The organism is Acidobacteriota bacterium, from assembly GCA_016716905.1.
GTDB lineage: Bacteria > Acidobacteriota > Vicinamibacteria > Vicinamibacterales > SCN-69-37 > SYFT01.
Genome location: JADJUS010000004.1, coordinates 1,494,872 through 1,508,142, shown reverse-complemented (window position 1 = coordinate 1,508,142; position 13,271 = coordinate 1,494,872). Strand labels below are relative to the sequence as shown.

The 13,271-nt window shown below is 64.2% G+C and carries 12 protein-coding genes; 7 read left to right on the top strand and 5 right to left on the bottom strand.

Annotation, left to right across the window (positions count from 1 at the left end; genetic code table 11):
• Positions 1-43: 43 nt before the first annotated feature.
• On the top strand, positions 44-904 hold the full coding sequence (gene mazG / locus IPL75_10710; GenBank protein ID MBK9240713.1) for a nucleoside triphosphate pyrophosphohydrolase: 861 nt from the start codon (positions 44-46) through the stop codon (positions 902-904).
• On the opposite strand, the gene IPL75_10705 is transcribed toward mazG, so the two are convergent.
• Positions 798-3,254, bottom strand: a complete 2,457-nt coding sequence (locus IPL75_10705) for a DNA internalization-related competence protein ComEC/Rec2 (protein MBK9240712.1) — start codon at positions 3,252-3,254, stop codon at positions 798-800. The two genes, mazG and IPL75_10705, sit on opposite strands and share 107 nt — an antisense overlap.
• A 282-nt stretch (positions 3,255-3,536) precedes the next feature.
• Between IPL75_10705 and IPL75_10700 the strand changes: the two genes are divergently transcribed.
• The 5 genes from IPL75_10700 (at position 3,537) to IPL75_10680 (ending at position 7,954) form a co-directional block, all read left to right on the top strand.
• Positions 3,537-4,079, top strand: coding sequence for an outer membrane beta-barrel protein (locus IPL75_10700; GenBank protein ID MBK9240711.1), 543 nt, complete (start codon positions 3,537-3,539; stop codon positions 4,077-4,079).
• 133 nt (positions 4,080-4,212) lie between these two features.
• The gene (locus tag IPL75_10695) at positions 4,213-4,815 is read left to right on the top strand and encodes a PorT family protein (GenBank protein MBK9240710.1); all 603 of its coding nucleotides are present in this window, start codon (positions 4,213-4,215) and stop codon (positions 4,813-4,815) included.
• A 120-nt stretch (positions 4,816-4,935) separates the two neighbouring features.
• Positions 4,936-5,676 (top strand): polyphosphate polymerase domain-containing protein, encoded by a 741-nt coding sequence (locus IPL75_10690; protein MBK9240709.1) that lies wholly within the window; start codon positions 4,936-4,938, stop codon positions 5,674-5,676.
• Positions 5,661-6,353, top strand: a complete 693-nt coding sequence (locus IPL75_10685; GenBank protein MBK9240708.1) for a DUF4956 domain-containing protein — start codon at positions 5,661-5,663, stop codon at positions 6,351-6,353. The genes IPL75_10690 and IPL75_10685 overlap by 16 nt, the downstream gene beginning before the upstream one ends.
• Before the next feature lie 17 nt (positions 6,354-6,370).
• On the top strand, positions 6,371-7,954 hold the full coding sequence (locus tag IPL75_10680) for a CotH kinase family protein (GenBank protein ID MBK9240707.1): 1,584 nt from the start codon (positions 6,371-6,373) through the stop codon (positions 7,952-7,954).
• A gap of 40 nt (positions 7,955-7,994) precedes the next feature.
• Here IPL75_10680 and arfB read toward each other — a convergent pair whose 3' ends face one another.
• Both arfB and IPL75_10670 read right to left on the bottom strand, forming a co-directional pair.
• Complete coding sequence (gene arfB, locus IPL75_10675) at positions 7,995-8,396, bottom strand: aminoacyl-tRNA hydrolase (GenBank protein ID MBK9240706.1); 402 nt, start codon at positions 8,394-8,396, stop codon at positions 7,995-7,997.
• Positions 8,396-9,052: a hypothetical protein gene (locus IPL75_10670; protein MBK9240705.1), complete on the bottom strand. Its 657-nt coding sequence runs from the start codon at positions 9,050-9,052 to the stop codon at positions 8,396-8,398. Before IPL75_10670 ends, arfB begins: the two co-directional genes overlap by 1 nt.
• 76 nt (positions 9,053-9,128) lie before the next feature.
• Between IPL75_10670 and IPL75_10665 the strand changes: the two genes are divergently transcribed.
• A complete protein-coding gene (locus tag IPL75_10665; protein MBK9240704.1) occupies positions 9,129-9,539 on the top strand; it encodes a DUF1801 domain-containing protein in 411 nt (136 codons plus the stop codon).
• 23 nt (positions 9,540-9,562) lie between these two features.
• On the opposite strand, the gene IPL75_10660 is transcribed toward IPL75_10665, so the two are convergent.
• Positions 9,563-9,964, bottom strand: coding sequence for a nuclear transport factor 2 family protein (locus IPL75_10660; protein MBK9240703.1), 402 nt, complete (start codon positions 9,962-9,964; stop codon positions 9,563-9,565).
• 60 nt (positions 9,965-10,024) lie between these two features.
• Positions 10,025-13,267, bottom strand: a complete 3,243-nt coding sequence (gene carB, locus IPL75_10655) for a carbamoyl-phosphate synthase large subunit (GenBank protein MBK9240702.1) — start codon at positions 13,265-13,267, stop codon at positions 10,025-10,027.
• Positions 13,268-13,271: the final 4 nt, after the last annotated feature.

The following is a 13,271-nucleotide window of genomic DNA, read 5'->3' as shown; positions in this document are numbered from 1 at the left end:
CGTCACGTCTTCTTCAGCCCGCGCGGCACGCGCGGGTAGATCCATGGCGCGGCTTGTGCGCATCATGGCCACGCTGCGCTCCAAGCGCGGGTGTCCGTGGGATCGCGAGCAGACGCACGCCAGCCTGCGCCCCTTTCTGCTGGAGGAAACCTACGAGGCGCTCGAGGTCCTGGACCGGGGCGACCTGGACGCGCTCCCGGGCGAACTCGGCGATGTGATGTTCCAGTGTGTCTTCCATTCCCAGATCGCGGCTGAAGCCGGACGTTTCGAAATGGCGGATGCCCTCGACGCCATTACCGCCAAGCTGGTGCGGCGCCATCCGCATGTCTTCACCCCCTCAGGCCGGCCGCTTGCACGCGGTCGAAAGGGGCGTGGGCGCCTGCCCACGACGCCGTCCGCCGTGCTGACCCAGTGGGAGCAGATCAAGGCGTCCGAGCAGCACAGCGCGGGCGCGAAAAAGCGCCTGCTGTCGGGCGTGCCCCGAGCCCTGCCGGGCCTGTTGCGTGCCTACGAAATCGGCACGCGTGTGGCGGCCGTCGGCTTTGACTGGCCCGACACCATCGGGGTGGTGGACAAGATCGACGAGGAAGTGCGCGAGTTGCGCGAAGCGCTGTCCGAGAACCCGGAACGGGCGGCCGAAGAACTGGGCGACCTGTTGTTTTCGATCGCCAACCTCGCCCGCAAGCTCAAGCTCGAGCCTGAGAGTGCCCTGCGCGCCGCCAACGAAAAATTCTCGTCCCGGTTTGCGGCGGTCGAAGCCGACCTGGAGCGGCGCGGCTCCAGCGTCCACGCGGCCACTACCGAAGAGATGGAGGCCGCGTGGCAGCGGGTGAAACGGTCGTCACCACCAAGGACCGCCCGGTCACGGTCCGCACGTGCGCCTCGCGCCCGTCGGTCTCGATGACCACAGCGCCGTCGCGATCGGTCCGGAACACGTCGATCCCTCGGCGCGCCATCCGGGCCATGACCACTGGCGAGGGATGACCAAACAAGTTGCCCTGGCCCGCCGACACCAGCGCAATCACCGGCGCATACCGGTCCAGAAACTGATCCGCGGAGGACGTCCGGCTGCCGTGGTGCCCTACCTTGAGGACCCGAATCGGCGGTGATGGTTCGCCGCGGGTGAACGGCAGCTCGAACTCCGGGCCCGCATCACCGGTCAACAGGACCTCCACCTGTCCAACTCGCAGGCGAAGCACGATCGAGTCGTCATTGCGCACGTCGCGACGTTCCCAGTCGGGGATGGGTGGATGCAACACGTCGATCACGGCGTTGTCGAGTTCAACCTGATGTCCCGTCTGCAGTCGCCGCCAGGCTGCGCCCTTCGCCTGCGCGACACTCCTCAACTCGCCCATCAGCGGATGCGCCGGCACAGGGACGCCCTCCCAAATTTCCACAGGCGAAAGATCGCCGGCCACACGCGGCGCACCACCGGCGTGATCCACGTCGGCATGGGTCACCGCCAGCCAATTGATCTTTCTGATGCCCAACGCCCACAGGGCGGGGGTCACGACGCGACCTCCCACATCAAACGTCCCGGCCGATCCCCCGGCATCCACGAGCAACACGTGGCCGGTCGCGAACTGCACGACAATCGCCTCGCCCTGCCCGACGTCGATCATTGTGACGCGCACCCAACCCGGGGCCGGCCGCTGCCACGGCGCCCAGGGCGCCGTGACAATCAGGCAGGCGCAGACCATCGCGGCACCGACGGCGCCGCGCTTGACCCAACGACGGCCACGCCACGCGAGTGCCAGCACCACCACCGCGTAATACCCCATCGTCAGCACCACAGGCGGGGGCGGCACACGCCACGACACCCATGGCACCACATCCACCAGTCCCGCTGAGCCGGTCAGGGCCCGGGTCGCTTCATGCGCGGTCAACGCCAGCACTGAGGCTGGCCCCTGGAGCCAGGGCCACGACCCCAGCACGATCAGCAGCAGGCCCGACAACTGCGCCAGCACCATGGCGGGAATGGCGACAAAGTTCAGCAGCAGTCCCGCCACACCCACTCGCATGAAGACCGATGCGGCCACCGGCAGGATGACGATCTCTGCTGCGACAGTGGCAAGAAACAGACTGTTGACGACGCGCAAGGCCGTCACCCAGTTGCGGTGCGGCCCCGGCGGCGTGTTCCCCATCAGGCGCGGCAGAATCGTGATGAGGCCAAGCGTGGCGCCAAACGAAAGCCACGCGCCCACATCCAGCACCACCATGGGGTCGGCCACCATTGAAATGAGCGCGGTGAGCGTCAGCACATGGGTCGGCTGGGGAGCGACGCCAGTCAGCCGCAGCCCCAAGTACAAGGTGGCGGCGATGACGGCGCGGACAACCGACGCGTCGCGTCCCACGACCAGCCCGTAGGCGACCACGGTCACCAGCGTGAGCACCACGGGGATCTGATCGCGGCGCATGAACAGGCGGAACACAAACAGGCACAGCGCCGTGAGGATGGCCACGTTGCCGCCGGAGATGGCAATGACGTGAAACGTGCCTGCCACCTGCAGCCGCCGAGTGACGGACTCGTCAAGGCCGGCGCGATCGCCGATGAGGATGGCAGTCACCACGGCGGCACTGTCGCCACCAAGGGGCACGAGCCACTGCGCTGCGACGGCACGCACATGGCGGCGCACGCCGGCAGCGGCCTCCTGCCAGGCCGTGCCGCGCTCGACTTGCACCAATGCGGCGCTCTTCACGGTGCCGACCAGGTCAAACGGGCGCGTGAGTCGCTGCCACCTTGGACTCGGCGAGCCCGGATTGCGTACCACCGAAGGCACCCGAAGGCGCACCGGCATGCTGACGCGGCGCCCCGCAGTCCATTCCCCAACCGACCCGGTCGCGAGTGCCCCATTGACGATGGTGAGAACCTGAAGTTGGTCCACCGAATCCCGTGAGTCCCCGGGCCCGTGCACCCACACATCGTCGAGTTCCAGACGAACTCCAGACTCTACGATCGACGCATCCCGCCGCAGGCGGCCATCGAGACGGATGGGTTCGACGGTGTCAACGATCCACGACGGCACCGGTGCGAGCGCGGCATCACGCGCGAACGCTCCGGCGGTAAGCGCTACCGCCCCAACCGCACACCAGGCGCACCGGGAGCCCCATCGTCCATCGCCCCACGCAAGGGCAATTGCCAGAACCAGAGTGAACGTGGCGATAGCCGCAGCGGCAGCGCTTTCCACCTGCGAGATCAGACCCGCAGTAACGCCCGCCAGTACGACCAGGGAGAGCAGTGGCCCGAAAGACATGCCACTCGCTATGCAAGATGCAGGCTCGCGTGAACCGGCCGAGAAGCGCCAAATCCGTCACGCGCATTGCAGAATTTGCCATGTCTGCGCGGTCCTCCCTCGCAGTATTTCGTGCACATCACTGTCCGTATGCGCGACACGAAACGTGAATGTTTCGCCACGACGAAACCGTTGTTACACTCGTTCCGTCAAAGCTCGTGGTGGTTTACCGCCCCACCGATGCGAGTCTCGCTTGTAGTGCGGTTTAGAAAGGTAGTTCGGGAGGATATGACGATGGCTATTGTGAAGAGCAGATTGATCAAGGTGGGAATCGCGGCGCTGGCGGTTCTTGTGAGCACAGCCTCCGTGGCGCGCGCGCAGGAATCCAAGGTGGAGATTGGGACGTCGCTCGCGAGTGCCGTCATTGGCCTCGGAGACAACGACTTCAAGACGTTCGGCGTGCCGGCGGGCGGCCTTGGCTTGTTCAACCCCGGCCTCTACGCCACCATCTTCGTGACGCCGAAGATCGCCGTCGAACCCCAGGCGGGCATCCAGGTGCTGTCGGCCGGTGGCGACACCGAGACCCTCACGAACCTGAACGCTCAGGTGAACTACTTCCTGAAGGACGCGGACGTGAACTCGCTCTACGTGTTTGGTAACGTGGGAATCGCCTCGGCGACGGACGTGGACAGCACCACGAACGTCGGCGGCGGCGTGGGTTACCGCATTCGTGCGGGCGACCGGCTGGCGATGCGCGCCGATGGCCGCCTGACCCACCACAGCGATGGCGGCGGCAACACGCTGTCGTTCACGTTCTCCATCGGCGGCCTGTTCGGCAAGAAGTAACAGCCAGACGATCACCTGCCACTGGCGTCCTCGTCGTCATCGGCGTGGACGCCAGTGGTCTTGTACGGCCTCATCGGACTTCAGGTATTGTGAATCCGCAGCCTCTTACCACCGTGACTAAAAAGGAGACCTTATGACCGTCCGACTTCGGAGCCTTTCACTCGTTCTCGCCATCCTCGTGATGGCGCCTGCGGTTTCGGCCGCGCAATCAGAGCCGTCCATCACCTTCGGCATCAAGGGCGGCGTGAACTCCGCCGCAGTCAGCACGGATGTCGAGACCGACCGCCGGCTGGGCGGCGTGGGCGGGGTGTTTGTGGGCGCCCGGATTACGGACACCATCGGACTGCAGTTCGAAGGGCTGTTCAGCCAGCGCGGCGCCACCGACGACTCGGCCGGGTTCAAACTTGAGTATCGCTCGCACTACATCGATGTGCCAGTGCTGCTGGTGCTGGGAAGCAGCACTGACAGCGACATGCAGTTTCGCGTGTTTGGCGGACCGATGGCCAGCTACAAGCTCAAGGCTGAGGCCAGCGCTCCCTCCCTTGGCCTGACCGAGGACCTTGATGACGAGGTGGAGGATTTGGACTTCAGCGGTGTGGTTGGAGTCGGCGTGGCAATGGGCCGGGTCAGCGTTGACGCGCGCTATTCACACGGATTCACGAACTTCTCAACGACAGCCGGCGAAACCGCCAAGAACCGCACCTTTGCGGTGATGGTGGGATTGCGGCTCAAGTAGCACCACAACAAAACCGGGGGGAGCGGGGGCATACTCCGCCCCCCCCCTAATTTTTCGGGGGTTTCGTGTAACAAGGGAATAAACGGCTGCAGGTTTCGGTCTAAGCTCTCAGCCGCGCCGATGTCTGAAGAATCCCGAGAACACCGCCCATTCGCCGCCGAGGTCAAGTTCCTCCTCGCACCGTCCGAAGCCGACGCCGTCCGGGCCTGGGCGCGGGGCCGGTTGCCCCCCGACCCCCACGGAGCCGGTGAAGACGCCGACTATTACCGCATCACCAGCCTGTATGCCGACACGGCGGCTCAGGACGTCTTTTTCCGCCGTGGGTCCTTCGGGCGCTCTAAATACCGCATCCGCCGCTACGCCGACTCGGACATGGTCTTCCTCGAGCGGAAGCTCCGGACAAAGAACCTGCTGACCAAGCGACGGACGCTGGTCCCCATCGGCGACCTGGCGTTCATCGAGTCCGGTCCTGAATCGTGGCCCGACGGCTGGCCAGGTACCTGGTTTGGCCATCGGCTCGCGGCGCGACGACTCGCGCCGGTCTGCCAGGTGGCGTACGACCGCGTCGCCCGATTGGCGAACACGCCTTACGGCTTCGCTCGGCTCACGATGGATGAACATCTTCAAGCGTGGCCGACCAACCGCCGAGAGTTCCAGGATGGCGCGAGCCAACCGGTGCTCGCAGGCAAGGTCATCCTCGAACTGAAGTACCGGGTGGGCATGCCCGCCGTGTTCAAGGCGCTCGTTGAAGAGTTCGGTCTGCAACCGGCGCCAGTCTCCAAGTACCGGCTCTCCATGGCCGCGCTCGGTTTGGCGTCGGATCCCGCGTCCGAGGAGAGCACCGCATGCCGAGCTTCCTGACAAATGTGCTGCAGCCGGGGCCGGCCCTGGTCCCGCTTGATGTGTTCTTCCGGCTGGTGATTGCCGCGTTGCTCGGCGGGGTGGTCGCCTGGACCTACCGGCATACGCGCGACCTCACCGACGCCTCGCCCACCTTCCCTGCCACCCTCGTGTTGTTGTCCGTGCTGATTGCGATGGTGACGCAGGTGATCGGTGACAACGTGGCGCGCGCATTCAGCCTCGTCGGCGCGCTCTCCATCGTACGTTTCCGCACCGTCGTCCGCGATACCCAGGACACTGCATTCGTCATCTTCGCGGTTGTCGTCGGCATGGCCGTGGGCGCCAACGACCACTGGGTGGCCGGCATCGGCCTGGTCGTGGTCGGCTCGGCGGCGGCGTTGATGCGGCCTAAAGACGCGGTGGCCGGCGGTGTCGGTCCGCTCGATTCATTCACGCTGACCATTCGCATTGCCACCGGCGTTGATCTGGAGCCGCTGCTGGGTGGGCTGCTCGACACCCACCTTGAGCAGCGGCACCTGCGATCGATCAAGACCGCTCGCCAGGGCATGGCCATTGACGTGTCGTACACCACGCGGCTCAAACCGGGCTGCTCGCCTGATGAGCTCGTGAAGTCGTTGAACCGCATCGACGGCGTCCAGGAAATCGATCTCTTCCGGGATTCACCTGAGACGGACTAGCTAAAAGGAACATCGCCATGAAACGCCTCTTCCTGCTTCTCGCGCTCCTCATCACCGCCGTGACTGCCGGCCCCCTGACCGCGCAGGGCCCCGGTGGCATGCAGATGTCCGAGCGCAAGCTCGTGGACCAGTTCGACAAGAACGGCGACAAACGCCTCAACACCGAAGAGCGCCAGGCTGCGCGCGAGTTCATGGCGACCAACGCTCCGCAGGGACGCGGCGGCCGCGGTGGGCCGATGCCCGGCGGCTTCGGGGGACGCGGCATGGCACCGGCCACGCCCGGAATCAAGGTCAGCCCCGCCGATGTGAAACCGGCGACCACGCCGTTTTATGACCTGGGTACGATGCGGACAGTGTTCCTCACGTTCGAGAATGCGGACTGGGAAGAAGAGCTTGCTGCGTTCAACAACACTGACGTGGAGGTACCGGCAACCCTGGTGGTTGATGGCAAGACGTATCGCGACGTCGGCGTCCACTTCCGTGGCATGTCGTCATTCATGATGGTGCCCGCGGCGTCGAAGCGGTCACTCAACGTCGCCATTGATTTTGTTCACGAGAACCAGGCAGTCCCAGGTGGGTATCGCACGCTGAACTTGCTCAACTCAAACGGCGACCCCACGCTCATGCGGGCGGTGCTGTATCAGCAGATTGCCCGGCAGTATCTTCAGGCCGGACACGCCAACTTCGTGCGTGTAGTGATCAACGGCGAAAACTGGGGCGTGTATCCGAGCACCCAGCAATTCAACAAGGAGTGGCTGCGCGATCACTTCTCCACCACCGAAGGTGTGCGCTGGACGGTGCCCGGAAGCCCGGGAGGCCGTGGCGGGCTGGAGTACCTCGGCGATGACGTGGCCGCATACAAGGTGCACTACGAGATCAAGAGCAAGGACACGCCGAAGGCGTGGGCCGACTTCATCCAGATGACGAAGGTGCTCAACACCACACCCGCCGACACACTCGAGGCGGCGCTCTCTCCCATCCTCGACATCGACGGCGCGCTGAAGTTTCTGGCACTCGACGTGGCCCTGGTCAACTCCGACGGCTACTGGGTGCGCGCGAGCGACTACAACATCTATCAGGACCCGAAGGGACGCTTTCACATCCTGCCGCACGACACGAACGAGACGTTTTCGAGCGGCGGTGGCCCCGGCGGTCCGGGTGGTCCAGGCGGCCCGGGTGGCCCAGGTGGCGGGCGCGGCATGATGATGCCGCCTCCTCCCCAAGGCGGCGTTGGCCAGCCCATGCCCCCAATGGGAATGCCGATGCCGCCAGGCGGTGGTCGCGGCGGCGGAGGTGGTGGCGTGAACCTCGACATGTTCACCGGCATCAACAACCCCGCGCGGCCTCTGTTGTCGAAGTTGTTGGCGGTCCCAGCGCTCAAGGCGCGCTACGCCGGATACGTGAAGGACATCGCCCAGCGGTGGCTCGACTGGAAGGTGCTGGGCCCGATGGTGGCGAAACATCGCGCGCTCATCGAAGCCGAGGTGATGCGTGACACGAAGAAGCTCACGACCAACGAGCAATTTACGAGCAGCATCGACGGCGAGACGGCAAGTCTCAAGGCGTTCGCCGATCAGCGACGCACATTTTTACTTAAGTAAATTAGGAACTGGGGAACTGGGGAACTTAGTTCCTCATTTCCTAAGTTTCTAGTTTCCCCACTTTTCTACGGCTTTCCTTCACCTTCGCCCGCAGGACCTTGGCGTCGGTCCGCCGTTCACGTGAGGCCAGGCTGGGCTTGGTTTTGCGCCGGGCCTTTGGGCGCACGGCGGCTTCCGCAAGCAGCTGCTCGAGCCGCTCACGGGCCGCATCACGATTCTGCGCCTGTGTGCGATGTACCCGGCTGTCGATCAGCAGAATGTCCTCACCCACCATCCGCCGCCCCGCCAGCACTCTGAGCCGTGCTTTGACGGCGGCCGGCAGGTCGGCGCGCCCGACGTCCAAACGCAACTCGACGGCGGTGGAGACCTTGTTGACGTTTTGCCCGCCCGGGCCTGACGCGCGGACGAAGCGCTCCTCGATGGGAAGATGGTCAAGAGACATTACTTCAGGCCTCGCAGTGACTGAACGTAGCGGCTGACGGCGTCGAAACACGCGCTGCCCTGGGGACCCGAGAGCAAAATGGCCGTTGCGCCGTGCACGATCCGAAGGGATGTGGATCGTGAACCGCCGGGCGCAACGCGCGGCCAATCAGTAGCCGCCCACTTCGCGTCAACGAAACGAACGGCCGACACTTCGACCAGCCCGGCATCGCCGCTCAGATATGTCGCCCGGTAGGCTTCCGCGACATCGTCGGCCCATGACGACTGGAGCGCCGCCACTTCGCGGCGGCTCAACGGCGGTGCATCCGGGACGCGAGGCGGTCCGGCCTGGTCGACGTGTCTTCGCAGCATGTGCCTGAATCTGTAATCCGAACCAAACCACGGGTTACTCGGAAACGGATACGGAAACCGCACCACGTGCCGCCCGCGAGAATCCACGACCACGGTGGTCCCTGTTGCGTTGCCGAGTTCGGTCACAAGCACAGGCGATGGCTCTGGATCCGCCGGCTTGAGTGCGCAGCCACTCGGCAGGCTCCCAGACGGAACGGTCAGGAAGCCAAGCGTCGGCGTGGGCTGCGCGGCGCCGGCGGCGATGCCACTGACGGCCACACAGCCGAGGACATAGCAGGACCACCGCCGAACGGATGCCCTCCACATGTGTGCATGATACGCCCGTCTCGTCCGCAACCCGCAGCATCGCCATCGGTGTCGAACTCGTAATAGGATGGCGGCCATGAAGCAGTCGGGCAAAGATCAGGACCAGCCGGCGCCCGTGCTCATTTCCAGGAAAATCGAAGAACTCGGCGACTGGCGGGGGCGCACCCTCGCCAACATGCGCGCGCTCATGGCGGCAGCCGACCCGAGCGTGGTCGAGGAGTGGAAATGGGACACGCCCGTGTGGTCGCACGACGGCATCATTTGCACCTTCGAACCATACAAGGACAAGGTGAAGCTCACGTTCCCCAAGGGCGCGTCGCTCAAGGATCCAGACCGGCTCTTTAATTCCAGCCTCGAAGGGAATGTCCGCCGCGCGATCGACATTCGCGAGCAGGACACTGTGAACGAGTCCGCCTTCAAAGCGCTGATTCGTCAAGCGATCGCCCTCAATAGCTCAGGCAAGACGAAGCCGAAGCGCACGAGGTAGCCTGCGGCCTCAGCCGCCGGAGCTTATTTCACTCCCATCACGTCGCGGAACTTCGCCGTGTCGATGTACTGCTGGAACCGCGTAATCTTGCCATCCTCAACGTCCCAGATATGGCAGATTTGAAGGTCCATGCTCTTGCCGGTCGCCTTGAACGTACCCGTGTAGCGGCCTTCGACGATGACGCTGTTGCCGGCGCCGTGGAATGACTTTGGATGGACGGTGAAGCCATTCCACTCCTCGCCGAGTTTCCTGAACAGGTTGTTCACGATCGCGTCGGGTCCCACCCAGGGCTCTCCGCTGGGCATGTACGGATTGCTCTCAGCCTGATACCACTTGATGCCCGGGCTCATCGCCCCAAGCACCGTCGGGATATCCCCGCTGCCAAACGCGTTATACAGATTCTTCAGGAGTGTGACGTTATCCATGAGTGTTCCCAGTTCCCCAGTTCCTAATTTCCCCAGTTCCTAAGTTCCTAAGTTCCCCATTCACCTGGCGTGATATTCCTGCAGCGATTTCACCGTCAGGCCTTCCGTGCGCAGGGCCTTGATGGCGCTGACCACGGCTGACGCGCCGGTGAGCGTGGTGATCGCGGGAATGCCCTGCAGCATGGCGGCGCGGCGCACCGCGCGATCGTCAAAAAACGACTCGCGGCCCAGCGGCGTGTTGATCACCAGCGAAATGCGCTTGTTGACCATTTCGTCGCCCACGTGCGGCCGGCCCTCGTTGATCTTGAACACGATTTCGGCGTCCACACCGTGCGCACGCAGGTACACCGCCGTTCCACGCGTGGCCATAATCGCAAACCCGAGCTCGACCAACCCCTTCGCGATAGGCACCACATTGGCCTTGTCGTAGTTGTTCACGCTGATAAACGCCGTGCCGCCCTGCGGCAGCATCTGTCCGGCGCCCATCTGCGCCTTCGCAAACGCCACACCAAACGACTCGGCGCCGCCCATGACCTCGCCGGTGGATTTCATCTCGGGCCCCAGCAACGTATCAACTCCAGGGAACCGCACGAACGGGAAGACCGGTGTCTTCACGAAGAACCCTGACACGGTGAGATCTTCAGTGAGCCCCTGATCCGCGAGGCTGCGCCCGACCATGATCCTGGCCGCCACCTTGGCCAGCGGCACGCCGGTGGCCTTCGACAGGTACGGCACCGTGCGTGATGCGCGCGGATTGACCTCCAGCACGTACACCACATCGTCTTTGATGGCGAACTGTGCGTTCATCAGCCCGATCACCTTCAGTCCGCGCGCCACACGCCGGGTGTAGTCGCGGATGGTCGCGATGTGCTTCTCGCTCAGCTGATAGGGCGGCACCACACATGAGCTGTCGCCCGAGTGAATGCCCGCCTGCTCGATGTGCTCCATGATGCCGCCAATGACGACGGCGCCGGTGTTGTCGGCGAGCGCATCGACGTCGATCTCGAATGCGTCTTCCAGGAACTTGTCGATGAGGATCGGATGTTCCGGCGAGAGTTGCACCGCCTGTCGCATGTACCGGTCCAGCGAACCGGTGTCATACACAATCGCCATCGCGCGGCCGCCCAGCACGTACGAGGGCCGCACAATCACCGGGAAGCCGATCGTGGTGGCTGCGGTCCGCGCTTCTTCTTCGGTGTGCGCCATGGCACTCGCGGCCTGCGGGATTCCCAACTCCCACAGCAACTTCGAGAACCGCTCGCGGTCCTCGGCCAGGTCGATCGAGTCGGGCGACGTGCCGATGATGCGAATACCCGCCGCCTCCAGTCGGCGTGCCAGCTTGAGCGGCGTCTGCCCGCCGTACTGCACCACACACGCCACATCGCCACCCGCGCTCCGCTCACGCGCCACCACGGCCGAGACGTCCTCGAATGTCAGCGGCTCGAAGTACAAGCGGTCCACCGAGTCATAGTCGGTGGAGACCGTCTCAGGATTGCAGTTGATCATCACGGTCTCGAAGCCCTCTTCGCGAAGGGCAAACGCCGCGTGACAGCAGCAATAGTCAAACTCAATGCCCTGTCCAATCCGATTCGGTCCCGATCCCAGAATCACGACCTTCGCCCGGGACGACGGGTCGGACTCGCACTCGTCTTCAAACGTGCCGTACATGTACGGCGTGAATGATTCGAATTCCGCCGCGCAGGTATCAATGCGTTTGTACGCGGCCACGAGGCCGGCCTCATGCCGCCGCGCCGTGACGCTGTCATCGTCTACCCCCAGCAACGCGGCCAGTTCGGCGTCCGAGAAACCGGCGCGCTTGAGATCGCGCAGCAGTTCGCGTGAGAGGTCGCGCGCCCCCACCGCTCGGGCCGATCGCGCCAGCTCGGTCAGTTGCTGGAACTGCACGAGGAACCAGGGATCCATCTTGGTCAGGCGCTGGATGTCGTCCAGGTCCCAGCCCTTTTCGAGTGCACGGAACACGGCCCACATGCGACGGTCGGTGGGAATGCCCAACGCCCGCTGCAGCGCCGCATCGTCTTCATCCTCGTACGGGCCGCCCGGCGCCATCTGCCCGAAGAGGCGGCCGCTGCGGCCGAGCTCGAGGGAGCGGAACGCCTTGAGGAAGGCTTCCTTGAACGTACGGCCAATGGCCATGGCCTCGCCCACCGACTTCATCTGCGTCGTGAGCGTGCGGTCGGCCATCGGGAATTTTTCAAAGGCCCACCGCGGCACTTTGACCACCACGTAATCGATGGTGGGCTCGAAGGATGCCGGCGTCAGGCGGGTGATGTCGTTCTTGATTTCGTCGAGGCGGTAGCCAATGGCCAGCTTGGCCGCGATCTTCGCAATCGGGAAGCCCGTGGCTTTGGAAGCCAGCGCCGACGAGCGCGAGACGCGCGGGTTCATTTCAATGGCCACCATGCGGCCGTCGGCGGGATTGATGGCGAACTGGATGTTGGACCCGCCCGTTTCCACGCCGACGCGGCGGATGATGCGGCGCGCGGCATCGCGCATACGCTGGTATTCGCGGTCGGTCAGAGTCAGTGCGGGCGCCACGGTGATGCTGTCGCCGGTGTGCACGCCCATGGGGTCGATGTTCTCGATCGAACAGATGACCACGAAGTTGTCATCACAGTCGCGCATGACCTCGAGTTCGAATTCCTTCCAGCCGATGACCGACTGCTCCACCAGGATTTCGTGGACCGGGCTCATCGAGAGACCGCGCGAGCAGATCTCCTTGAACTCCTCCACGTTGTACGCAATCCCTCCGCCCACGCCACCCAGGGTGAACGACGGCCGGATGATGCTGGGGAACCCGAGTTCCTGCACCGCAGCGAGTGCCTGCTCCATCGACCCGGCGTAGCGGCTGTCGGGCACATCAATCTGGATGGAGCGCATCGCTTCTTTGAACTTCAGCCGGTCTTCGGCCACTTCGATCGCGTTAATCGACGCACCGATCAGCTCGACGTTGTACTTCTTGAGCACGCCCGCCTTATCGAGATCGATTGCCAGGTTGAGGGCCGTCTGCCCACCCACAGTCGGCAGGATGGCATCGGGGCGTTCACGCGCGATGACCTGCTCCACGGCGGCCACGGTGAGTGGCTCGACGTAGGTGCGATCCGAGAGCTCGGGGTCGGTCATGATCGTCGCCGGATTGCTGTTGACGAGAATCACTTCGAGGCCTTCATCGCGAAGCGCCTTGCAGGCCTGGGTGCCTGAGTAGTCGAATTCGCAGGCCTGGCCGATGACAATCGGCCCGGAGCCGATGACGAGGATACGTTTGAGATCTGTACGCTTGGGCATCGCT

Excerpts from the sequence above, each read along its gene's own strand:
- mazG (MBK9240713.1), top strand. The coding sequence starts at position 44 with ATGGCGCGGCTTGTGCGCATCATGGCCACGCTGCGCTCCAAGCGCGGG.
- IPL75_10705 (MBK9240712.1), bottom strand. The coding sequence starts at position 3,254 with ATGTCTTTCGGGCCACTGCTCTCCCTGGTCGTACTGGCGGGCGTTACT.
- IPL75_10695 (MBK9240710.1), top strand. The coding sequence starts at position 4,213 with ATGACCGTCCGACTTCGGAGCCTTTCACTCGTTCTCGCCATCCTCGTG.
- IPL75_10690 (MBK9240709.1), top strand. The coding sequence starts at position 4,936 with ATGTCTGAAGAATCCCGAGAACACCGCCCATTCGCCGCCGAGGTCAAG.
- IPL75_10685 (MBK9240708.1), top strand. The coding sequence starts at position 5,661 with ATGCCGAGCTTCCTGACAAATGTGCTGCAGCCGGGGCCGGCCCTGGTC.
- IPL75_10680 (MBK9240707.1), top strand. The coding sequence starts at position 6,371 with ATGAAACGCCTCTTCCTGCTTCTCGCGCTCCTCATCACCGCCGTGACT.
- arfB (MBK9240706.1), bottom strand. The coding sequence starts at position 8,396 with ATGTCTCTTGACCATCTTCCCATCGAGGAGCGCTTCGTCCGCGCGTCA.
- IPL75_10670 (MBK9240705.1), bottom strand. The coding sequence starts at position 9,052 with ATGTGGAGGGCATCCGTTCGGCGGTGGTCCTGCTATGTCCTCGGCTGT.
- IPL75_10665 (MBK9240704.1), top strand. The coding sequence starts at position 9,129 with ATGAAGCAGTCGGGCAAAGATCAGGACCAGCCGGCGCCCGTGCTCATT.
- IPL75_10660 (MBK9240703.1), bottom strand. The coding sequence starts at position 9,964 with ATGGATAACGTCACACTCCTGAAGAATCTGTATAACGCGTTTGGCAGC.
- carB (MBK9240702.1), bottom strand. The coding sequence starts at position 13,267 with ATGCCCAAGCGTACAGATCTCAAACGTATCCTCGTCATCGGCTCCGGG.